This is a genomic window from Leifsonia sp. NPDC014704 (assembly GCF_043083605.1).
Classification (GTDB): Bacteria; Actinomycetota; Actinomycetes; order Actinomycetales; family Microbacteriaceae; genus Leifsonia.
The window spans coordinates 2081663-2102849 of the sequence record NZ_JBIBYW010000001.1; the positions used below are offsets into that span (position 1 = coordinate 2081663).

Consider the following 21187-nt stretch of genomic DNA (forward strand, 5'->3'; position numbering starts at 1 on the left):
TTCCTTCTCGGGGTTGCACTCGACACACTAAGCATGGTTAATTGACACTGTCAAGTAACCGGAAACCCCGAGGAGTCCTTCATGCTCGACGGCTACGGCGCCGTTCTGAGCCTGCGAGCCGCAGGCACCTCACTCGTCATCGATACGGCGGGTCTAGTGCCTCGCGTGCTGCATTGGGGCGCGGATCTCGGGCCCATCGACGAGGCCGCCGCCGAGACGCTGCGGACGACCGCCGGACCGGCGCTGCTCAACAATTCACCCGATGTGCCACGCACCTTCAGCCTGTGGCCGACCGAGTTCGAGGGATGGGCGGGGACGCCGGCGCAAGAGGGCCACGCCTCCGGCACCGCTACGACCCCGCGGCCACGGACGGAGGCCGTCCGGCACCGCATCGACGGCGACCAGGGCGGAAGGATCGAGATCGAGCTGGTCGACGAGATCACCGCCCTGCGGACGACGATGACCCTGTCACTCGACCGCTTCGGCGTGCTCTCGGTGGACACGACCCTGGTCCGGGAGGGCGCCCTCGGCGATGCGGGCATCCCGTACACCCTCGACGCCCTGCGCGTGATGCTGCCCGTCCCGGAGCGCGCGGTCGACATCCTCGACTTCACCGGCAAGTGGTGCCGCGAGCGTGCTCCGCAGCGGGGTCCCCTCTTCTACGGGAGCCACGTGCGCCGTGCGCGCCGCGGCAAGCCCGGCCACGATGCCCCGTTCCTGGTCGTCGCCGGCACGGAGGATCTCGGCTTCGGCCGCGGTGAGGCCTGGGCTGCGCATCTCGCATGGAGTGGCGACGGCGAGTACGTCGTCGAGCGGCTGACGGAGGGCGCCGGGGCGTTCTCGTCGGTCCTGGGTGTCGGGGAGGGGCTGCGGCCCGGCGAGATCGTGCTCGCCGACGGCGACAGGTACACCGCCCCCACCGCTCTCTTCGTGTGGTCGGCGAACGGCTTGGACGGGCTGGCCGACCGCCTTCACCGACGGCTGCGCGCGCGGCCGTCGCATCCACGGTCCCCGCGTCCGCTCACCCTCAACTCGTGGGAGGCCGTCTACTTCGACCACGACCTCGCCCACCTGACCTCTCTGGTGGAGCGCGCGGCCCGGGTCGGGGTCGAGCGCGTCGTCCTCGACGACGGCTGGTTCCACGGGCGCCGCGCCGCCGACGCCGGTCTCGGTGACTGGTTCGTCGACCGCACCGTGTGGCCGGACGGCCTCGGGCCGCTCGTCGACCTGGTCCGGTCGCACGGGATGCAGTTCGGGATCTGGTTCGAGCCCGAGATGGTCAACCTCGACTCCGACCTCGCCCGGGAGCACCCCGACTGGGTGCTCGGCCCGCGTCAGGGGCTCGGCGCGACTTCCCGCGCGCAGTACGTGCTCGATCTGACCCGCCCCGACGCGTACTCCCACGTGCTCGAGCAGATCAGCGCGATCGTCGAGGAGTACGCCGTCGACTACATCAAGTGGGACCACAACCGCGATCTGTCCGAAGCCGTCAGCGGTTCCCTCGGCGTGGACCGGCCGGCCGTCCACGAGCAGACGCTCGCGCTCTACCGGATGCTCGACACCCTCCGGGCCCGCCACCCGCACTTGGAGATCGAGACCTGCTCGGGCGGCGGCGGCCGGGTCGACCTCGGCATCCTGGAACGGACCGATCGCGTCTGGGCCTCCGACTGCAACGACCCGGTCGAGCGCCTGCAGATCGAGCGCTGGACGCGCATGCTCCTCCCGCCGGAGCTCATCGGCTCGCACCTCGGTGCCGAGCGGTCGCACACCACCTCCCGCCGGACGGACCTGTCGTTCCGGCTGATCGTCGCCCTCACCGCCCACGCGGGAATCGAATGGGACCTCCAGGAGGCCGACGACGACGAGCTGGAGCGGATCGCCCGCTGGGCGGACGTCTACCGCGAACTCCGGGGGCTGATCCACTCCGGCCGGATCGTCAACGCCGATCTGGCGGACGACGCGACCGCACTCACGGGAATCGTCGCCCAAGACGGCTCGCGTGCCGTCTTCACCTGGGCGCGGCTCGTGACCTCAGCCCCCGGGCAGTCCGGCCGGGTCCGGTTCCCCGGGCTCGACCCCGATGCCCGGTACACCGTGCGCGTCCGCGACGAGTTCGGTCCGGCCAGCCGGCACCAGGGCGCCGATCCGTCCTGGATCACCGCTGCCCTCGAGCCGAGCGGGGTCGACCTCCCCGGCTCGGTGCTCGGCGTCGCCGGTGTCCCCCTGCCCACCCTCAATCCGCAACAGGCGATGCTCTTCGACCTCGTCCGGCTGGCCTGAGCCACCGGACGCCGGTCGGAGCCCGAGACGGCCCACCGCACCGAACACCCCTCGCGCACCGACGCGCCCGGGGCTCTTCAGAGAGGAAGAACGCATGACACGCACGACGCGTGCACGACGGAGCCTGCGGGCTCTGGTCGTGACGGTCGCGGCCCTGGGGATCGTGGCCGCCGCCGCCGTCCCTGCCGGCGCAACGCCGACGCCCGAACCGACGGCCACATCCACACCATCCGCGACCCCGACCGGGACACCGACGCCCACCGCGTCGCCGACCGCGACGGGCACGCCGACAGCGGCGCCCAGCGCGACTCCGAAGGGCGAGTCGAAGCCGGCCGCGGTGCCGACGCCCATCCCGCCCGCGGCCCCGGCCGTGGACCCGTGGGCCGTCACGCCCTACATGGGGTGGAGCAGCTACAGCATGCAGGTCTACTCGGGCAACGGGAAGTGGATCACCGCCGACCAGCTCATCGCCCAGTCGGACGCCATGCACGCCAAGCTGCAGAAGGCCGGCTACGACCACATCAACGTCGACGCCGGCTGGAGCGATGGCGTCGATGCCAACGGGCGCCCCACTCCGAGCGCGACGCTCTACCCGCAGGGGTTGAAGAAGGTCATCGACCACGTGCATGCCAACGGCCAGAAGTTCGGCGTCTACCTCATCCCGGGCATCGGACCCGACGTCTACAACAAGGCCTACCCGATCGCCGGCGCACCCGGATGCACCACGCACGACATCGCGAAGCAGCCGCTGACGCAGGCGGACTACTGGAAGATCGGCTACGCCATCGACTTCTCGAACCCGTGCTCGCAGAAGTACGTCGACTCCATCGCGGACCAGCTCGCCGCGTGGGGCGTGAACTTCGTCAAGTTCGACAGCGTCACCCCCGGCTCCGGCATCAGCGACGGCTCGGTGGACGCGCGCGACGACGTCGCCGCCTGGTCGAAGGCCCTCAAGAAGCACAGCATCTGGTTCGAGCTGTCCTGGGCGCTCGACATCAACTACGCCGACTACTGGAAGCAGTACGCGAACGGCTGGCGAGTGGAGTGGGACGTCGAGTGCTACTGCGGCAACGAGGCGCTCACCCAGTGGGACAACATTGCACGGCTCTTCCCCGCGCCGCGGACTGGTGGCGTCACGCCGGACCGGGCGGCTGGAACGACTTCGACTCCCTTGACGTCGGCAACGGGAAGATGGACGGCCTGACGCCGGACGAGCGCCGCACCGCCACCACGCTCTGGGCGGTCTCCGCCGCACCGATGTACACCGGCAACGACCTGACGAAGCTCGACCAGCTGGGCGTGGATCTGCTCACCAACCCGGAGGTCGTCGGCGTCGACCAGATGGGCGTGCCGGCACGTCCGGTCTCGACGACCACCAAGCAGCAGGTCTGGTACGCACTGAACAAGGACGGCAGCTACACGGTCGCGTTGTTCAACCTGGGCCGGGCGGAGTCCGACATCACGGCGAAGTGGTCCGACATCGGGCTGACCGGGTCGGCGACGGTCCGCGACCTGTGGGCACGCAAGAACATCGGTCGCGCGGACGGCTCGTTCACGGCCTCGGATGTGCCGATCCACGGCGTCCGGCTGCTCAAGGTCACGCCGGACAAGGGCGCGACGGTCACGGTCAACGACGACGCCCAGGGCTTCTCGTACGGAGGCACCTGGACGCGCAACGGCGGTGCCGAAGTCGCCGCGACCTCGCAGCCGCTGACCGTGAACGTCACCGACACCGGCACGCCGGCGCCGCCGACGTCGACCGGGCCGACCCGCACCACGAGCATCAACGACACCGACCCGGGCATCGCGTACTCCGGTCAGTGGGGATACAGCAACGGGCGCAACTTCGGCGACCACCAGGACGACGTGCACTACGCGGAGCATCCCGGCAGCGACTCGTTCTCGTACACCTTCACCGGTACCGGAATCTCGTACCTCACGGAGCTGGACTCCTCGGAGGGCGAAGCGGACGTGTACATCGACGGGCAGTTCGTGAAGACGATCAGCGCCAACATCCCGAGCGCCTCCCACACGGCGCAGCAGACGGTGTTCACGACGAACGACCTCACCGACGGGAAGCACACGCTCCGGGTCGTCATGAAGTCGGGGCAGTTCATGCTGCTCGACCGGCTCGACGTGATCCAGCCGAGCCTGATCGACCCGTCCAGCGTGTCGTTCGACACGAAGGCGCCGGCCCCGGCGACCTTCTCGGTGCTGCGCGACCCGGACGAGTTCACCGGGATCACCGCCAACGGCACGGCGCTGAAGAAGGGGTCCGACTACACGGTCTCCGGGTCGACCGTCGCGCTGCAGCCGTCGTACCTCGCGGCGCTGCCCGTCGGGGCGACGACCCTCAACGTGGCCTTCCGGGGCGACTACCTCGATGACGTCCACGCCACGACGGCGACCGGCGCTTCGGTGTCGTACACGTTCACCGGCACCGGAGTCGACTGGCTCGCGCCGACGGGTCCCGACCAGGGCATCGTCGACGTCTACCTGGACGGCAAGCTGGTGAAGCAGGTCGACACCCACAGCGACACCCGCCGCACCCAGCAGAAGGTGTTCAGCGTGTCGGGCCTCCGCAACGGGAAGCACACCATCATGGCGGTGAAGGAGTCGGGTGCGGTGATGCGCGCCGACGCCCTCCGCTACTCCGTCCGCTGATCCGTCGGGTGGGCCGGGAGCACCTCCCGGCCCACCCCCTCCGAAAGGCCCTCCGCATGTCCGGCTCCGACTCCGACGCCCTCCTGGGGACCGCCCCGCTCCCCACCCCCGACGACTACGACGCCTACTGGGCGAGCGCTCTCGACGACGCCGCGCGGCATCCGCTCGCCGTCCAGTTGGAGCCGGTGGACACGGGCCTCACCGCGATCGACGTGTTCGACATCTCGTTCGCAGGCGCGGACGGTCGACGGGTGAGCGGATGGCTCCGGTTGCCGCGGCACCGCGAGGGCCGGCTCCCGGGCGTCGTGCACTTCAACGGCTACGGCGCCGGACGGCTCGACCCGATCGACGACCTCACGTGGCCGGTCGCGGGCTTCGCCCAGCTGGTCATGAACACCCACGGCCAGGGCGGCGGCAGCACCGGGCACCTGCTCGACGGGATCGAGGATCCGCACCGCTTCTATTACCGCGGGGTGTTCGTGGATGCGGCTCGCGCCGTGGACGCGCTGCGCTCGCTGGACGAGGTGGACGGCGACCGGATTGCGGCGATCGGGAACAGCCAGGGCGGCGGGATCGCCCTGGGCGTCGGAGCCCTCCGGCCCGAGCTCTCCGCCGTGCTGGCGCAGGCGCCCTTTCTCACGGACGCACCGCAGGGCATCCGGCTGGCCCGAAACGGGCCCTGGCTGGAGCTGCGCGCGTACCTGAGCGAGCATCCGGACCGCTCCGACGCGGTGGCGCGCACGCTGGCGTACGTCGACGGGGTCACCTCCGCCCGGCACGCGTCGGCGCCGGGATGGATCAGCGACGGGCTCGAGGACGACATCTGTCCGCCGGAGACCGCCCGCGCTGCGGCGGAGGCCTACGCCGCCCCGGTGACGCTGCGGGAGTGGCCGGGCGCCGGGCACGAGGCGGGGGCGACGGCCGACCGGCGCGGGGCGCTCGCTGTGCTTCGCGAGCATCTGGGGCTCGCGGGTGTCTGACGGCGGACCGTCTCAGGCGCCGTCGCGCTGCGCCGCGAGGCTCCAGACCTGCGGCAGCACCATCCCCTCGGCGCCGGGGCCCGACGTGGCGAAGTGGTCGACATGGCGGTTGATCGACTCCTGCCACCGTTGGTTGGCGGGGTCGTCGTCCAGCGCCCGCATCGCCGCGGCGAAGTCGTCGCAGTCGACCAGGTGGAACAGGTCGCGCCCGCTGCGCCAGATCTGCCAGTCGTGGATGCCGACGCGTTCGAACGACGCGACCAGGTCGTCCGGGATGGCGGAGTGCGCGGCGTCGTAGGCGGCCTCATGGCCGTCGCGGATGATGGAGTGAAGCGCGACGCGCATCCCGGGCTCCTCTGCGTCTGTGGTTTGAATTCCTATAGGAAATAGTAATAGTCTCGATGCCGGAAGGCGAGCGAAAGGACCCTCGATGCGATTCATGCGACTCGGCGAGCCGGGAGCGGAGATCCCCGTCGTCACTGACGGAACCACCACGTGGGACCTGCGCCCCCTCACCGCCGACATCGACGGCGCCTTCCTCTCCGACGACGGCCTCGCGCGCGCTGAGGCTGCCGCAGCTGCCGGCGACCTCCCCGAGCTCGACCCGGCCGGACTCCGCATCGGCGCCCCCATCGCCCGCCCGCAAGCGGTCGTCTGCATCGGGATGAACTACGCGGCGCACGCCCGCGAGTCCGGATCCGAGCCGCCCACCGACATCGTCGTCTTCTACAAGCACCCCAACACCGTCGTCGGGCCGAACGACGACATCCTCCTTCCGCCCGGATCCACGACCACCGACTGGGAGGTCGAGCTCGCCGTCGTCATCGGCAAGCGCGCCCGCTACCTCGACTCCGCCGAGCAGGCGCTCGACCACATCGCCGGCTTCGCGGTCGCCAACGACGTCTCCGAGCGCGAGTACCAGCTGCAGCGCTCCCTCGGCCAGTGGAGCAAGGGCAAGAGCTTCGAGACCTTCAATCCGCTCGGACCGTGGCTGGTCCCCGCAGCCGAGGTCGGCGACGGCAGCGGGCTCGGCATCCGTTCACGGGTCAACGGCGAACCGCGCCAGGACTCGAACACCAGCGACCTCATCTTCGGCGTCGCCGAGATCGTCTACCGGCTCAGCCGGTTCACCGTGCTCGAACCGGGCGACCTGATCAACACGGGCACCCCGGAGGGCGTCGGACTGTCCGGCCGCTTCCCGTACCTCGCCGCCGGCGACGAGGTCGAGGTCGAGGTCGACGGCTTGGGCGCTCAGCGTTCGACCGTGCGGCCGGCGCTCTGACCGCATCCACCACCCACCCTGAACACAAGGAGACAAGGATGTCGCACTTCGATGGCCTGGTGGCCGCCGTCACCGGCGGTGCGTCCGGGCTCGGCCGCGCGATCGCCGACGAGCTGGCCGCCCAGGGAGCGCGCGTGTTCGCGCTCGACCTCGACCCGGACGCCGTGAGCGCCCCGCACACCGGCATCCGCTGCGACATCGGCGACGACGCCAGCGTGCGGGAGGCCATCGCGGCGGTCGTCGATGCAGCCGGACGACTCGACATCGTCATCGCGAACGCCGGGATCGGCGCGCAGGGCGACATCGAGGCGAACGACGACGACGAGTGGATGCGCGTGCTCAACGTCAACGTGATCGGCTCGGCCCGGACCATCCGGCACGCGATGCCGCACCTCAAGGAGTCGCCGTCGCCTGCCGTCGTGCTCACCAGCTCCATCGCCGCCTGGGCCGGACTGCCGCAGCGGGTCCTGTACTCCGCATCCAAGGGCGCCATCTCGGCCATGACCCTCGCGATCGCCGCCGACTGCCTGCCGTTGGGCATCCGCGTCAACGCCGTCGCCCCCGGCACCGCCGACACCCCCTGGGTCGGCCGCCTGCTCGACTCCGCCGCCGACCCGGACGCCGAGCGCGCGGCGCTCGTAGCGCGCCAGCCGAGCGGACGCCTGGTGCAGCCGCAGGAGGTCGCGGAGGCGGTCGCGTACCTCGCTTCGCCCACGTCCGGGTCGAGCAACGGCGTCATCCTGCCGGTCGACGGCGGGATGTACTCACTGCGGCCGCGGAGGTAGCCCGATGGTTGATCGCCAGTTGCCGCGTCCGGTGGAGTTGCTGGAGTTGATGCGGTTCAAGCGGCCGGAGCTGAATCTGAAGAAGCGCCGGTTGGAGTCGGCGTTGACGATCGAGGATCTGGCGCGGATCGCGCGCCGTCGCACCCCGAAGGCCGCGTTCGACTACACGGAGGGTGCCGCTGAGGGGGAGCTGTCGTTGGCGCGGGCCAGGCAGGCGTTTCAGGATGTGGAGTTCCATCCGTCGATCCTGCGGGACGTCTCCACGGTGGATACGTCGTGCCAGATTTGGGGTGGGTCGTCGGCGTTGCCGTTCGGGATCGCGCCGACCGGGTTCACGAGGTTGATGCAGACCGAGGGGGAGACCGCCGGGGCGGGTGCTGCGGGGGCGGCGGGGATCCCGTTCACCCTGTCCACGTTGGGGACGACGTCGATTGAGGGCGTGAAGGCGGCGAACCCGCACGGGCGGAACTGGTTCCAGTTGTATGTGATGCGGCAACGCGACATCTCCTACGGCCTGGTGGAGCGGGCGGCGGCTGCGGGGTTCGACACGTTGTTCTTCACGGTGGACACCCCGATCGCGGGGGCCCGGTTGCGGGATAAGCGCAACGGGTTCTCGATCCCGCCGCAGCTGACCGTGGGCACGATTCTGAACGCGATCCCCCGACCGTGGTGGTGGTATGACTTCCTGACCACCCCGAAACTGGAGTTCGCGTCCCTGTCCTCCACCGGTGGCACCGTCGGGGATCTGTTGAACGCCGCGATGGATCCGTCGATCAACTACGACGACCTGAAGATCATCCGCGACATGTGGCCCGGGAAACTCGTCATCAAGGGCGTGCAGACCCTGGAGGACGCGAAGATCCTGGTCGATCACGGGGTGGATGGGATCGTGCTCTCCAACCATGGCGGACGGCAACTCGACCGCGCCCCCATCCCCTTCCACCTGTTGCCTTCTGTCGCCCGGGAGGTGGGCCGGCACACCGAGGTCGCGATCGACACCGGCATCATGAACGGCGCCGACATCATCGCCGCCTACGCCCTCGGCGCCAAGTTCACCCTCATCGGACGGGCGTATTTGTACGGCCTCATGGCCGGCGGGCGTGCGGGCGTCGACCGGACCATTCAGATCCTCACCGACCAACTCATCCGCACCATGAAACTCCTCCAGGTCACCTCGCTGGCGGAGCTCGGCCCCCAGCACGTCACCCCACTCACGCGCCTGCACCCCCTCCGCCCCGACCGCCATCCCGTCCCCGACGACGCCTAACCACCCGCACGATTTGCGCCAAATCGCGGGAATGCAGCCCCGCCCGCAGGTGAGATTTGCGCCAAATCGCGGGAATGCGGCGCCCAAAACCGCGATCTGGCGCAAATCGCGCCGGGACGTGACGCGCAGCACCGCGATTTGGCGCAAATCTCACGCCGCGGAGTCGGGACGAACGCCGTAGGGCCCGCCCAGATTCGTGCCGAATGTGCGCTTAGCGCGCCGCATACCGCACATTCGGCACGAATCTCGCGAGGAGCAGCGAGAGGTGCGCACTCGGAGACGACGGCGGACCACCCCGCGATTTGCGCCACATCGCGGGAATGCGGCGCCCAAAACCGCGATTTGGCGCAAATCGCGCGGGGACATGACGCGCAGGACCGCGATTTGGCGCAAATCTCACGCCGCGGAGTCGGGACGAACGCCGTGAGGGCGCGCACATTCGTGCCGAATGTGCGCTTTGCGCGCCGCATACCGCACATTCGGCACGAATGTCGCGGGGGTCAGGGGAGGCGGTAGGCGCGGCGGGCCGTGCCCGACAGCACCTCGTCGCGCTCGGTGGGGGTCAGCGGCTCGAGGAGGGCGCGCGTGGTCGCCATGGTCTCGGCGTAGGGCGTCGCGAGGGTGGAGACCGGCCAGTCGCCGCCGTAGAGGAGGCGCGACGGGCCGAATGCGGCGAGCGCACGATCGACGTACGGACGCAGGTCGGCGGCCGACGCGCGCCGGGCCGGCCCGAGGGTCGTCAGGCCCGACAGCTTCGCGAAGATGTTCGCACGGCGGGCCAACGCGTCCATCAGCGTCCCCCACTCCCCCGGTTCGGCGCCGACCGGCGGCGTTCCGAGGTGGTCGATGACGAGCCGCAACTCCGGCAGTTCGTCGGCGAGCGCGACCGCGTGCTCCAGGTGCCGGGGCAGCACCCCGATCACATCGAATGCCAGCCCGCGGGAGGCGAGCACACCGAGCGACCGGCGCACGGGCTCCTGCGCCAGCCAGTCCGGGTCGGGTTCGTCGTGGATGAGGTGCCGGATGCCGACAAGCGGCCCCGCCCCAGCCCACCGGTTCAACTGCTCTCCGACCCGGTCGGGGTCGAGCAGGTCGACCCACGCAACCACGCCGACGACCAGCGGCGACTCGGCAGCGACGGCGAACATCGCCGCGGAGTCCTCGATCGTGCCGGCCGCCTGGACGAGCACGACCCCGTCCACCCCGGCCTCCCGCAGCTGCGGTTCCGCCTCGGCTAGCGTGAACGTGCGGTTGATCGGGGCGACCGCGTCGGACAGCCACGAGTAGGTCCCGTGCTCGAGGTCCCACAGGTGCAGGTGCGCGTCGATCGCCATGGCTTAGACCAGGTCGAACCGGACGAGGGAAGGCCCGGCGACCGCCGGCTCCGGGAGGGTCAAGGCGATCGCGTCGCCGTCCCGCGTCGCGGCGACCGGCGTGCCGTCCGCGAGGCGGGCGCTGCCCGCATCCACCGCGGCCGACAGGCCCTCGAGGCGCACGGCGCCGGTCGCGTCGACGAACGCGTTCGCGACGGCGTCGGACCCGGCACCCTCGCCGCCGCGCGTCCAGCGCACCCACGGCTCGTCCGAAGGACGGGCGATGGATGCGTCCAACACCTGCGAGCCGAACACGGCATCCCCGTTCACCGCGTTCCACGCGGCCAGGTGCTCCAGCGCCCGGCGCTGCAGGTCGGGCACCGTCCCCCGCGCGGTCAGGCCCACGTTGAGCAGCAGGTTGCCGCCGCGCGAGACGATGTCGACGAAGGTCTTCACCGCATCCGGCCCGCTCAGCATGTGGCGTTCGTCCTCGAGCGTGTTGTAGCCGAAGGAGTACCCGATCCCGCGGCAGTTCTCCCACGCTCCGGTTCCCTCGACGTTGGTGCCGTTCTGGTACTCGCTGGTGCGGAAGTCCCAGTGCGTCTCGCCCCAGCGGTCGTTCGAGACGCCGTCCGGGGCGGCGGCGTAGAACTTCTCGAACAGCCGCTCCATGCTGTGCGAACCGCTGGGCTTGCCCGCGTCCGGCCACTCGATGTCGCCCCAGAGCACATCCGGGCGGTACCGGTCGATCAGGTCGGCCACATGCTCGTACGCGTACTCGGCGTAGCCGGCGTCGACGGGGCGGCGGAAGGCCTGGCCGTCGTCGGTGATCGGCTCCAGCTCGGAGTAGTGCCAGTCGAGGCCGCCGGAGTAGTAGACGCCGAACCGCAGGCCGGCCGCGCGGGTGGCGCGCTCGAAGGCGCCGACGAGGTCGCGGTGGGGTCCGCGGGCGACGGTGTTGCGGCCGTCGGTGCCGGGCGCATCCCACAGGGTCACGCCGTCGTGGTGCTTGGTGGTCGGCACGAAGTAGCGGGCGCCGGTGCTCTTGACGAGCGCGATGAACGCCTCCGGGTCGAAGTCGACCGGGTCCCACTGGTCGATGAAGTCGTCGTATGGCGCTCCGCCGTAGACCTCGCGCTGGTGCTCGGCGGCCGGGCTGCCGGGGATGCGGATGGTGTTGTAGTACCACTCGGCGTACGGGTTGTGCGCGAACCAGTAGCCCTTCTCAATCGTGCCGAGCTCACCGATCGGCTCGGCCCACGCCGGCACCGAGTACGGCCCCCAGTGCACGAAGATCCCCAGCTTGGCGTCGGTGAACCACTGCGGCACCTCGCGCTCGAACCGGCGGTAGTTCTCCGGGCGGACGGGATCGTCTGTGAACATGGCCACGGGTGGTCTCCTTCGTCGTCGAATGGATGTGCCGGAGCGATTGTGGGATGCGTCCGGAATCCATATCCTATAGGCAATAGCATCCGTGTTCAACGATGCGACCCCCACTCGAAGGAGAGTTCCCGTGACCACCGCGCTCGACGCACCCCCCGCCTCGTTCGTCCGGCCCACCGACTTCCGCCTGCCCGGAGGCGAGTGGTTCATCGGCGCCGGCTTCGGCCTGTTCGTGCACTGGGACCACGCCAGTCAGCAGGGGATCGAGATCTCCTGGCCGCTGGTCGGTCGTTCCATCATCCCCGGTTCCGGCGGCGTCGAGGACACCGTCACCGTCGACGAGTACAAGTCGAGCGCCGCGACCTTCAACCCGGTCGAGTGGGATGCGGTCGCGCTGGCCCGTCTCGCGAAGCGCGCAGGCGCCCGCTACGTCGTCTTCACTGCCCGCCACCACGCGGGCTACGCCATGTTCCACACCGAGCAGTCCGACTTCGGCATCGAGCACTCCCCCTTCGGGCGCGACATCACGCGCGAGTTCGTCGAGGCGATCCGCGCGGAGGGCATCCGGGTCGGGATCTACTACAGCCTCCCGGACTGGAACCACCCGGATTACCCCGCCTCCCGCATGGAGGACCGGCCGTACGCTCTCGAGCACTGGCCGGCCGCCGGCGACCCGGCCAATGCCGGAACACCGGTCGCCGACGACCGGCACCGCCGCGCGACGCCCGAGCAGTGGCAGCGCTACCAGGAGTACCTGCGCGGCCAGCTCACCGAGCTGCTCACCCGTTACGGCACCATCGACCTGCTCTGGTTCGACGGGGAGTGGGAGCGGTCGGAGCAGGAGTGGGACAGCTCGGGCCTGCGCGCTCTGATCAAGTCCCTGCAGCCGGACGTCGTCATCAACGACCGGCTGCTCGGCCAGGGCGACTACAAGACGCCCGAGCAGGGCTTCCCCGTCACGGCGCCCGACGGGCCGTGGGAGCTGTGCATGACCATCGGCCAGATGTGGGCGTGGCGCCCGGGCGACACCAAGAGCAAGAGCACCACCTCGCTGATCACGACACTGATCGAGGTGGCGTCGCGCGGCGGCAACCTCCTGCTCAACATCGGGCCGAAGGGCGACGGCAGCCTCAACGAGTCGCAGGTGCGCACCCTGGAGGAGATCGGCGAGTGGATGGACGTGCACGCCGAGAGCGTCGTGGACGTCTCCCCCACCATCGGCGTCGACTTCTACGGTCCGTCCACCGCCCGGCCGGGGACCCTGTACCTGCACCTGGTGATGCGTCCGATCGAGGAGGTCGTCGTGCGCGGCATCCCCGTCGGCCGGGTCACGGGGGTTCGCCTGCTGGCCACGGGCGAGGAGCTTCCGTACGACGTGAACCTGGAGGTGCACGAGCAGCCGGCGCCCGGGGTCGACCCGCTGGGCGAGCTGCACATCCCCGCGCCGGCAGCATCGGGCGCGGTCGTCGATGTCATCGCGATCGATTTCGCGTGGACCGGGCCGACCTCTTGACCGCCGACCGGGTCCGATCTAAGCTCCGCATGAGGCCTATATCGTAGACCCTATAGGATTGTGAACCACCCGACGGGGCGAGGACGCCCCGGACGATCCTCGCGAAGACAGTACGACAGGCACCACCAACGCAAGGCGATCACCTGGATGAATCCAATGGAGGAGGCACAGCACGTGACACCACGAAGCAAGCGCAGGGCGGCCAGGATCGGCACCGCCGTCCTGCTGACCGGAGCACTCACCGCACTGGCCGGCTGCGCCGGCGGCAGCGGGGGCGACGCCAAGGGCGGCCCGATCAGCATGTACACCTGGGTCAGCAGTCAGAGCGACCGCGACCAGTGGGAAGGCTTCATCGATCTCGGCAAGAAGGTCGACCCCGACCTCGACGTCACGATCGAAGGCCCGAGCTTCAACGACTACTGGACCAAGGTCAAGACCCGCCTCAGCGGCTCCAACCCGCCCTGCCTGCTCACCACCCAGGCCGCGCGGGCGCAGGAGCTCTCGGGACTGCTCATGCCGCTGAACGACCTGATCAAGAAGAACAAGCTCGACACCTCGAAGTTCGACGAGTCGATGCTCAAGGGCATGACCGTGGACGGCACGATCCGCGCGATCCCCTACGACGCCGAGCCGATCGTCCTCTACTACAACGCGGACAACTTCGCGAAGGCGGGCCTGCAGCTCCCGAGCACCACCTACACGCGGGAGCAGTTCCTGGCCGACGCGAAGAAGCTGACGACGGGCGACCACAAGGCGCTCGCGATCTCCCCCGGCTTCTTCATCCCGAACGCCTGGGCCATCGCCGACGGCGCGGAGGCCGTGAAGGACTCCAAGCTCGACCTCACCAACTCCAAGCTGGTGGACCAGGTGCAGTCCTACTTCGACCTGGTCGGCAAGGAGGGCATCGCGAAGGCGCCAGAGGCCGCGGACGGCTCCGACGTCTCGCAGTCGGCGTTCACCAGCGGCGCCGTCGACATGCTGATCGAGGGCCCGTGGATGTACGGCACCTTCGCTGACGCCGCCAAGTTCACGATGGGCGTGACGATCGTTCCGAGCACCTCTGGTGAGGCGCACGGCATGACGGCCGGCTCCGGCTTCGGCATCGCGAAGAACTGCAAGAACCCGGACGCGGCCTTCAAGGCGATCGTCGCGATGACCGACACCAGCGTCCTGAAGGGTCAGGCGGAGAAGCGCGGCATCGTGCCCTCCCGAGCCGACGCCCAGTCGGCCTGGGCCGAGGGCAAGTCGCCGGAGGCGTACGCCGCGGTGCAGGCTCTGCTGAAGAACGCGACGGCGCAGATCACCACCCCCACCTGGAACCAGGTGGAGACCCTGTTCACCCAGTACGGCGTCGAGGGGTACCGGGGTGACAAGACGGCCAAGGACGTGCTGAGCACGATCCAGAAGTCGGTCGGGCAGTAGCGCATGACCTCCCCTCTGGTCACGGGTGCCGTCGTCTCCGAGGAGACGGCGGCACCCGCCGCGCCCCCGACCCGCCCGTTCGGCGTGCCGCATCCCACCCCTCCCCGCCGGGGCGGCCGCAAGCGCCGCGGGGACGGCCTGGTCGCCCTCGCCTACCTCTGGCCGGGTCTCGCCGGCTTCACGTTCTTCATCGTCGTCCCGCTGCTCGGGTCGCTCGTCATCAGCCTGTTCGAGTGGCCGCTGTTCGGCTCCCCCACGTTCATCGGGCTGGCGAACTACCAGAAGCTGTTCAGCGACCCGACGTTCTACACGGTGCTGATCAACACGGTGATCTTCGCCTTCGTCTACACGGCCCTGAACCTGGCCGTCGCCCTGGCGGTCTCGCTGTGGCTCAACACCCGCATCAAGTTCGCCGGGTTCTGGCGCGTCATCTTCTTCCTGCCGGCCATCACCCCGATGGTCGCGAACGCCCTGGTCTGGCGGCTGCTCCTCAGCGACGACGGCCTGGTGAACTCGGCGCTCGCCGGCATCGGCATCGACGGTCCCAGCTGGCTCTCCGACTCCCGCTTCGCCCTGGCGTCCGTCATCGCGATGTCGGTGTGGCAGTCGTTCGGCTACAACGTGATCGTGCTCTCGGCGGGCCTCGGCGGCATCCCGAAGGAGATCCTCGAGGCCTCCCGGATGGACGGCACGAACGCGTGGCAGCGGCTACGGTCGATCATCCTGCCGATGATCTCGCCTTCGCTGTTCTTCACCATGACGATGACGATGATCGGCGCGTTCCAGGTCTTCGTGCAGCCTCAGATCCTGACCCAGGGCGGACCGGGCGAGTCGACGAACACGTTCGTCCTCTACCTCTACCGCAACGGGTTCGTTTTCGACCGGCTCGGGTACGCGTCGGCCCTGGCGTGGATGCTGTTCATCGTCGTCATGATCATCACCGCGCTGCAGTTCGCGGGCCAGAAGAGGTGGGTCAACTATGACAAGTGACACGCTCGAACGGAGCCGCACAAGCGGCCGCCGGCACCGGCTCCGCCCGGCCCAGCGCGTCGTCGTGACGAAGACCTGGCTCAACACGCTGCTGATGGCCATCGTCGCGCTGCTGTTCACCTTCCCCTTCATCTGGATGTTCTTCTCGGCCCTCAAGCCGGAGTCCGAGGTGTTCTCGCCCAACCCGACCTTCATCGGGTCCGAGGTGAAGTGGTCGAACTTCGTGGACGCCTGGACCCTGGTGCCGTTCGGCAGGTTCATCTTCAACGGCTTCTTCGTCTCGATCTGCGGCGCCCTGCTCTCCGTGATCGTCGCGGTGCTGTCGGCGTACGCGTTCTCGCGCCTCCGCTTCAAGTACCGCGACCGCATCTTCCTGCTCTACGTGCTGACGCTGGTGCTCCCGCAGGAGGTGCTGGTCGTCCCGCTGTTCATCATGATGAACCAGCTCGGGCTCGTCGACACGTACACGGCTCTGATCATCCCGTTCGCGTTCACCGCGTTCGGCACGTTCCTGCTGCGCCAGTTCTTCCTGACGATCCCGATCGAGTTCGAGGAGGCGGCGCTGATCGACGGCGCCTCCCGCTTCCGCACCCTGTGGTCAGTCCTGCTGCCGCAGCTGACCGCGCCGCTGTCGGTGCTCGGCGTCTTCTCGTTCGTCGGCTACTACAACTCCTACCTGTGGCCGCTGATCATCATCAACAGCCAAGAGCTCGCGACCGTGCCCCTCGGCCTCTCCATGTTCACCGGCGAGCACGGCACCCAGTGGAGCCTGATGATGGCCGCATCCACGATCGCGATCATCCCGTCGCTGATCATCGTCGCGCTGCTGCAGCGCCAGCTGATCAAGGGCGTCGCCCTCGGCGGCTTCGGCGGCCGCTGACCTCCCTGTCCCTCACCAGAAAGCAGAACACCATGAGCCTCGCCCCGCCCGCCGCCCTCACTGCCGTCGACGGCACGATCGTCAGCGCCGAGGCGTGGCTGAGCGACCTGGAGGTGGAGACGGTCCGCACGGACGCGGTGCAGTCGTTTCTGAAGCAGGAAACCATCTTCGTCCGGCTGCGCACGGTCGGCGGGGTCGAGGGCATCGGCTACAGCTACACGATCGGGACCGGCGGCGCCGCCGTCCTCAGCCTCCTGCGCGAGACACTGCTCGACGTCGTGGTCGGGATGGACGTGAACCGCCCGGAGGACGTCTGGCGCGCACTGTTCTCCTCCACACGCGCGACGACCGTCGGCCTCATCACCTCGCTCGCGCTCGCCGCCGTCGACACCGCGGTGTGGGATGCGCGCTGCAAGGCGGCAGGGCTGCCGCTCTGGGTCGCGGCGGGAGGTGCGCAGCCGCGCATCCCGCTGTACGACACCGAGGGAGGCTGGCTGCACTTCAGCACCGACGAGCTGGTCGCGCAGGCGGTCGAGTCGCAGCGGCGCGGGCTCGGCGGCGTGAAGATCAAGGTCGGCAAGCCGCGCGCGCACGAGGACTTCGAGCGGTTGAGCGCCGTCCGCGAGGCCGTCGGGGACAGGATGGACATCATGGTGGATGCGAACCAATCCCTGACCGCTGCCGAGGCCATCCGGCGCGCCGCCCTGTTCGAGAAGCTCGACATCTTCTGGTTCGAGGAGCCGCTCCCCGCGGAGGACGTCGCGGGGCACCGCCGGCTCGCCGAGTCGACGAGCGTGCCGGTCGCGGTCGGGGAGTCGATCTACTCGGTCGGCCACTTCCGCGAGTACCTGCAGTCGGGGGCCGCTTCCATCGTCCAGGTCGACGTCGCCCGCGTCGGCGGCATCACGCCGTGGCTGAAGGTCGCGCATCTCGCCGAGGCGTTCAACGTCGCCGTCGCACCGCACTTCCTGATGGAGCTGCACGTGTCGCTGTGCTGTGCGGTGCCCAACGCGCTCTACCTGGAGCACATCCCGCAGTTGCGCGCGGTGACCCGCTCGGAGATGACGATCCGCGACGGCCACGGCCTAGCGCCGTCGGGACCGGGTCTCGGTATCGAGTGGGATCTGGACGCCGTCGACGATCTGCGGGTCGCCTGATGGGGCCGCAGCGCGCGTTCGGGCGGGGCGGGCTGACCGTCGGTCCGATCGGCTACGGCTCCGCCGCTCTCGGCAACCTCTATCGGCCGCGGCCGGAGGACGAGTGGCCGGGCATCGTCCCCGCCGCCTGGGAGGCCGGCGTCCGCTACTTCGACACGGCGCCGCACTACGGCCTGGGTCTCGCCGAGGAGCGCCTGGGCGAGAGCCTGCGCGCGTTCCCGCGCGACGAGTACGTACTCTCGACCAAGGTGGGTCGGGTCCTCGATCCCAACCCGGACTACCGGCCGGGCGACACCGACATCGCGAACCTGTTCGACGTGCCCGCGACTCTGCGGCGTCGCTTCGACTACTCGCGGGATGGCGTGCTCCGCTCGGTGGAGGACTCGCTGCGGCGTCTCGGTGTCGACCGCATCGACGTGCTCTTCGTCCACGACCCCGACGACCACGAGCGCGAGGCGCTGGAGGGCGCGTTCCCGGCGCTCGACGAGCTGCGGTCGCAGGGCGTCATCCGCTCGTACGGGGCCGGGATGAATCAGACCGCCATGCTCACCCGTTTCGTCCGCGAGACGGACCTCGACATCGTGATGTGCGCGAACCGGTACACGCTGCTCGACCCGTCCGCCGAGGAGGAGCTGCTGCCGGCCGCGCAGGAACGCGGGGTGTCGGTCGCCGTCGCGGCCGTCTTCAACTCCGGCATCCTCGCCACCGACCGGCCCGCGGCCGACGCGACGTTCGTCTACGGCGCGGCGTCGCCGGAGCTCATCGCGCGGGTGAACCGCATCGCCGACGTCGCGGAGCGGCACGGCGTCACGGTGCCGCAGCTCGCGGTGCAGTTCCCGCTGCGGCATCCCGCTGTCTCGACCGTGGTGCTCGGCGCGGACACCCCGGCGCAGATCGAGCGCAACGCCCGGCTGTCCACTCCCCCGGTGTCGGATGCGGTGTGGAAGGAGTTGCGGGAAGGCGGCCTGTTGCCGTGACGATCCTGCATCCTCTATCCTCTCGGTTCCGCGGACGCAGACCTAGGATGTGCACATGACGATCCAATCGGGGGAACATTTCCTGCCGGCGCGGCGGGCGCTGGCCGACGATGTGTACGACGCCGTCCTCGGCCTGTTGATGGACCAGGTGATCGAGCCGGGCAGCCGCGCCAGCATCGACGGCATCGCGCGCCAGCTCAACGTCTCCCCCACCCCGGTCCGCGAGGCGCTGGCGCGTCTCGAATCGGAGGGCCTGGTCGTCAAGAAGGCCCTGAAGGGCTACACCGCGGCGCCCCTGCTCGACAGCGACGGTCTGCGCCAGCTGTTCGAGATGCGCCGGCTGCTCGAGCCGTACGCGACCCGCAACGCGGCGGGCGAGCTGGATGCGGAGACACTGAAGCAGCTGGAGGACCTCTGCGACGCCATGCACCGCAGCGGCCAGGCGGCGCAGACCGGCGGCGACCGCTTCAAGGACTACAAGGACTTCGCCAACCAGGACGCCGAGTTCCACCGCATCATCGCCGAGCACTCGGGCAACGCCCTGCTGGCCGACGCGATCGGGCGCCTCCGCTCGCACATGCACCAGTACCGCATCTACTTCAAGCACGGCGTCGTGGATGAGACGTCGGGCGAGCACGAGGCCGTCCTGGAAGCGCTGCGCAGCGGCAAGCCGGCCTCCGCCGAGAAGGCGATGCTCGACCACATCACCAAGTCGTACGCGCGCATCTCCGCCAGCCTCGCCGAGGCCGAGAAGGCCGGCTAGCGCCCCTCCTCTCCGCGGCTGGCCTTTCTGCTGGCGCTCGTAGGGCTATATCCAATAGGATATTGAGTAACGACGAGCGAGAGGACAACGGCGTGAGCATCGTCACGGGCTTCGAGACCCTGGATGTGCGGTTCGAGACATCCGCCCTGCTGGACGGGTCGGACGCGATGAACCCGGACCCGGACTACTCCGCCGCCTACCTGCGCGTGACGACCGACGCCCCGGACGGCCACGAGGGGCACGCCTTCGTGTTCACCATCGGCCGCGGCAACGACGTCCAGGTCGCCGCCATCGAGGCCATCGCGCATCGTGTCGAAGGCAGGGACGTCGAGGCGATCCTCGACGACCTCGGCGGGTTCTGGCGTGAGTTCGTCCACGACTCGCAGCTGCGCTGGCTCGGCCCCGAGAAGGGCGTCATGCACATGGCCATCGGCGCCGTCGTGAACGCGTTCTGGGATCTCAAGGCCAAGCGCGCGGGCCTTCCCCTCTGGCAGCTGCTCTCCCGCATGTCGCCGGAGGAGCTCGTCTCGGTCGTCGACTTCCGGTACCTCACCGACGCGCTCACCCCCGAGCAGGCGCTCGACCTGCTGCGCGCAGCGGAGCCCGGCCGCGCCGCACGCGAAGCCGAACTGCTCGCCGACGGCTATCCCGGATACACGACGACGCCCGGCTGGCTGGGCTACTCCGACGAGAAGCTGCGGCGCCTGGCGCGCGAGGCCGTCGACGACGGCTTCACGCAGATCAAGCTCAAGGTCGGCGACCGGCTCGATGACGACCTCCGCCGCCTCCGCGTGGCCCGCGACACGGTCGGCCCCGACATCCGGATCGCCATCGACGCCAACCAGCGCTGGGATCGCGACCAGGCCATCGAGTGGATCCGCGCCCTCCAGCCCTTCGACCTCGCCTGGGTCGAAGAGCCCACCAGCCCGGACGACGTCCTCGCCCACGCGGCGATCGCGCGCGCCGTGGCGCCCGTCCCGATCGCGACCGGCGAGCACGGCATGAGCCGGGTGCTGTTCAAGCAGCTGCTGCAGGCGGGCGCCGCATCCATCGTCCAGATCGACTCGACGCGCGTCGCCGGGGTCAACGAGAACATCGCGATCCTGCTGCTCGCCGCGAAGTTCGGCGTGCCGGTCTGCCCGCACGCCGGCGGTGTCGGTCTGTGCGAGGCGGTGCAGCACTTCTCGATGTTCGACTTCGTCGCCGTCTCCGGCAGCCAGGAGGGCCGGATGATCGAGTACACGACGCACCTGCACGAGCACTTCGTCACCCCGGCCGAGGTGACCCGCGGACGTTACCGCGCACCGCTGGCACCGGGCATCGGGATGGAGATGCTCGCCTCATCCCTCCACGAGCACGAGGTCGGTCGCCCATCCCGCGTCGAAGTGCACGTAGTGGCGGCTATCCCGGCGGAATAGCCACCACTACGTGCACGTCGGCGGACGGTGGGGCTGGCTGTCGGCCGGCAGCCCGATCCACAGGTCGTTCGACCACGGCGCGGCGACCGACGCCAGGTAGACGCCGGGCATCG

The 21187-nt window shown here is 69.6% G+C and carries 18 protein-coding genes; 15 read left to right on the top strand and 3 right to left on the bottom strand.

Annotated elements, in window-relative coordinates; genetic code table 11:
• Window positions 1-81: 81 nt before the first annotated feature.
• From ACF1AJ_RS10090 to ACF1AJ_RS10105, 4 genes are all read left to right on the top strand, one after another.
• Window positions 82-2280, top strand: a complete 2199-nt coding sequence (locus tag ACF1AJ_RS10090; RefSeq protein ID WP_391507192.1) for an alpha-galactosidase — start codon at window positions 82-84, stop codon at window positions 2278-2280.
• Window positions 2281-2374: 94 nt separating this feature from the next.
• Window positions 2375-3484, top strand: a complete 1110-nt coding sequence (locus ACF1AJ_RS10095; protein ID WP_391507193.1) for a glycoside hydrolase family 27 protein — start codon at window positions 2375-2377, stop codon at window positions 3482-3484.
• Window positions 3367-4944 carry a X2-like carbohydrate binding domain-containing protein gene (locus ACF1AJ_RS10100; protein WP_391507194.1) on the top strand — a complete coding sequence of 526 codons (1578 nt, stop codon included), beginning with the start codon at window positions 3367-3369 and terminating at the stop codon, window positions 4942-4944. The genes ACF1AJ_RS10095 and ACF1AJ_RS10100 overlap by 118 nt, the downstream gene beginning before the upstream one ends.
• A 56-nt stretch (window positions 4945-5000) precedes the next feature.
• Window positions 5001-5924 (top strand): acetylxylan esterase, encoded by a 924-nt coding sequence (locus ACF1AJ_RS10105; protein WP_391507195.1) that lies wholly within the window; start codon window positions 5001-5003, stop codon window positions 5922-5924.
• A 12-nt stretch (window positions 5925-5936) separates the two neighbouring features.
• Here ACF1AJ_RS10105 and ACF1AJ_RS10110 read toward each other — a convergent pair whose 3' ends face one another.
• On the bottom strand, window positions 5937-6269 hold the full coding sequence (locus tag ACF1AJ_RS10110) for an L-rhamnose mutarotase (protein ID WP_391507196.1): 333 nt from the start codon (window positions 6267-6269) through the stop codon (window positions 5937-5939).
• Between the two features lie 85 nt (window positions 6270-6354).
• On the opposite strand from ACF1AJ_RS10110, the gene ACF1AJ_RS10115 reads away from it, so the two are divergent.
• Genes ACF1AJ_RS10115 through ACF1AJ_RS10125 form a run of 3 tightly spaced genes read left to right on the top strand, consistent with a single transcriptional unit; the run spans window position 6355 to window position 9258 of the window.
• Entirely contained in the window at window positions 6355-7206 is an 852-nt protein-coding gene (locus ACF1AJ_RS10115; RefSeq protein ID WP_391507197.1) for a fumarylacetoacetate hydrolase family protein, read from the top strand.
• 38 nt (window positions 7207-7244) lie between these two features.
• Window positions 7245-7991: an SDR family NAD(P)-dependent oxidoreductase gene (locus ACF1AJ_RS10120; RefSeq protein WP_391507198.1), complete on the top strand. Its 747-nt coding sequence runs from the start codon at window positions 7245-7247 to the stop codon at window positions 7989-7991.
• 4 nt (window positions 7992-7995) lie between these two features.
• Window positions 7996-9258 carry an alpha-hydroxy-acid oxidizing protein gene (locus ACF1AJ_RS10125; protein ID WP_391507199.1) on the top strand — a complete coding sequence of 421 codons (1263 nt, stop codon included), beginning with the start codon at window positions 7996-7998 and terminating at the stop codon, window positions 9256-9258.
• A gap of 500 nt (window positions 9259-9758) precedes the next feature.
• On the opposite strand, the gene ACF1AJ_RS10130 is transcribed toward ACF1AJ_RS10125, so the two are convergent.
• Both ACF1AJ_RS10130 and ACF1AJ_RS10135 read right to left on the bottom strand, forming a co-directional pair.
• Entirely contained in the window at window positions 9759-10592 is an 834-nt protein-coding gene (locus ACF1AJ_RS10130) for an amidohydrolase family protein (protein ID WP_391507200.1), read from the bottom strand.
• 3 nt (window positions 10593-10595) lie between these two features.
• Complete coding sequence (locus tag ACF1AJ_RS10135) at window positions 10596-11954, bottom strand: alpha-L-fucosidase (protein ID WP_391507464.1); 1359 nt, start codon at window positions 11952-11954, stop codon at window positions 10596-10598.
• Between the two features lie 130 nt (window positions 11955-12084).
• Between ACF1AJ_RS10135 and ACF1AJ_RS10140 the strand changes: the two genes are divergently transcribed.
• The 8 genes from ACF1AJ_RS10140 to ACF1AJ_RS10175 all read left to right on the top strand — a co-directional run bounded on the left by ACF1AJ_RS10140 (window position 12085) and on the right by ACF1AJ_RS10175 (window position 21074).
• Window positions 12085-13467 carry an alpha-L-fucosidase gene (locus ACF1AJ_RS10140; protein WP_391507201.1) on the top strand — a complete coding sequence of 461 codons (1383 nt, stop codon included), beginning with the start codon at window positions 12085-12087 and terminating at the stop codon, window positions 13465-13467.
• Window positions 13468-13641: 174 nt separating this feature from the next.
• A complete protein-coding gene (locus ACF1AJ_RS10145) occupies window positions 13642-14889 on the top strand; it encodes an ABC transporter substrate-binding protein (protein WP_231374333.1) in 1248 nt (415 codons plus the stop codon).
• 3 nt (window positions 14890-14892) lie between these two features.
• Window positions 14893-15879, top strand: a complete 987-nt coding sequence (locus ACF1AJ_RS10150) for a carbohydrate ABC transporter permease (RefSeq protein ID WP_018189701.1) — start codon at window positions 14893-14895, stop codon at window positions 15877-15879.
• Entirely contained in the window at window positions 15869-16759 is an 891-nt protein-coding gene (locus ACF1AJ_RS10155) for a carbohydrate ABC transporter permease (protein WP_309856498.1), read from the top strand. Before ACF1AJ_RS10150 ends, ACF1AJ_RS10155 begins: the two co-directional genes overlap by 11 nt.
• 32 nt (window positions 16760-16791) lie before the next feature.
• Window positions 16792-17916: a mandelate racemase/muconate lactonizing enzyme family protein gene (locus ACF1AJ_RS10160; RefSeq protein WP_391507202.1), complete on the top strand. Its 1125-nt coding sequence runs from the start codon at window positions 16792-16794 to the stop codon at window positions 17914-17916.
• Window positions 17916-18893, top strand: a complete 978-nt coding sequence (locus ACF1AJ_RS10165) for an aldo/keto reductase (RefSeq protein ID WP_391507203.1) — start codon at window positions 17916-17918, stop codon at window positions 18891-18893. The genes ACF1AJ_RS10160 and ACF1AJ_RS10165 overlap by 1 nt, the downstream gene beginning before the upstream one ends.
• A 55-nt stretch (window positions 18894-18948) precedes the next feature.
• The gene (locus tag ACF1AJ_RS10170; RefSeq protein ID WP_309856489.1) at window positions 18949-19656 is read left to right on the top strand and encodes a GntR family transcriptional regulator; all 708 of its coding nucleotides are present in this window, start codon (window positions 18949-18951) and stop codon (window positions 19654-19656) included.
• 92 nt (window positions 19657-19748) lie between these two features.
• Complete coding sequence (locus ACF1AJ_RS10175) at window positions 19749-21074, top strand: enolase C-terminal domain-like protein (RefSeq protein WP_391507204.1); 1326 nt, start codon at window positions 19749-19751, stop codon at window positions 21072-21074.
• Window positions 21075-21187 lie beyond the last annotated feature (113 nt).

Excerpts from the sequence above, each read along its gene's own strand:
- ACF1AJ_RS10155 (WP_309856498.1), top strand. The coding sequence starts at position 15,869 with ATGACAAGTGACACGCTCGAACGGAGCCGCACAAGCGGCCGCCGGCAC.
- ACF1AJ_RS10130 (WP_391507200.1), bottom strand. The coding sequence starts at position 10,592 with ATGGCGATCGACGCGCACCTGCACCTGTGGGACCTCGAGCACGGGACC.
- ACF1AJ_RS10125 (WP_391507199.1), top strand. The coding sequence starts at position 7,996 with ATGGTTGATCGCCAGTTGCCGCGTCCGGTGGAGTTGCTGGAGTTGATG.
- ACF1AJ_RS10120 (WP_391507198.1), top strand. The coding sequence starts at position 7,245 with ATGTCGCACTTCGATGGCCTGGTGGCCGCCGTCACCGGCGGTGCGTCC.
- ACF1AJ_RS10160 (WP_391507202.1), top strand. The coding sequence starts at position 16,792 with ATGAGCCTCGCCCCGCCCGCCGCCCTCACTGCCGTCGACGGCACGATC.
- ACF1AJ_RS10170 (WP_309856489.1), top strand. The coding sequence starts at position 18,949 with ATGACGATCCAATCGGGGGAACATTTCCTGCCGGCGCGGCGGGCGCTG.
- ACF1AJ_RS10115 (WP_391507197.1), top strand. The coding sequence starts at position 6,355 with ATGCGATTCATGCGACTCGGCGAGCCGGGAGCGGAGATCCCCGTCGTC.
- ACF1AJ_RS10090 (WP_391507192.1), top strand. The coding sequence starts at position 82 with ATGCTCGACGGCTACGGCGCCGTTCTGAGCCTGCGAGCCGCAGGCACC.
- ACF1AJ_RS10165 (WP_391507203.1), top strand. The coding sequence starts at position 17,916 with ATGGGGCCGCAGCGCGCGTTCGGGCGGGGCGGGCTGACCGTCGGTCCG.
- ACF1AJ_RS10150 (WP_018189701.1), top strand. The coding sequence starts at position 14,893 with ATGACCTCCCCTCTGGTCACGGGTGCCGTCGTCTCCGAGGAGACGGCG.
- ACF1AJ_RS10095 (WP_391507193.1), top strand. The coding sequence starts at position 2,375 with ATGACACGCACGACGCGTGCACGACGGAGCCTGCGGGCTCTGGTCGTG.
- ACF1AJ_RS10135 (WP_391507464.1), bottom strand. The coding sequence starts at position 11,954 with ATGTTCACAGACGATCCCGTCCGCCCGGAGAACTACCGCCGGTTCGAG.
- ACF1AJ_RS10110 (WP_391507196.1), bottom strand. The coding sequence starts at position 6,269 with ATGCGCGTCGCGCTTCACTCCATCATCCGCGACGGCCATGAGGCCGCC.
- ACF1AJ_RS10105 (WP_391507195.1), top strand. The coding sequence starts at position 5,001 with ATGTCCGGCTCCGACTCCGACGCCCTCCTGGGGACCGCCCCGCTCCCC.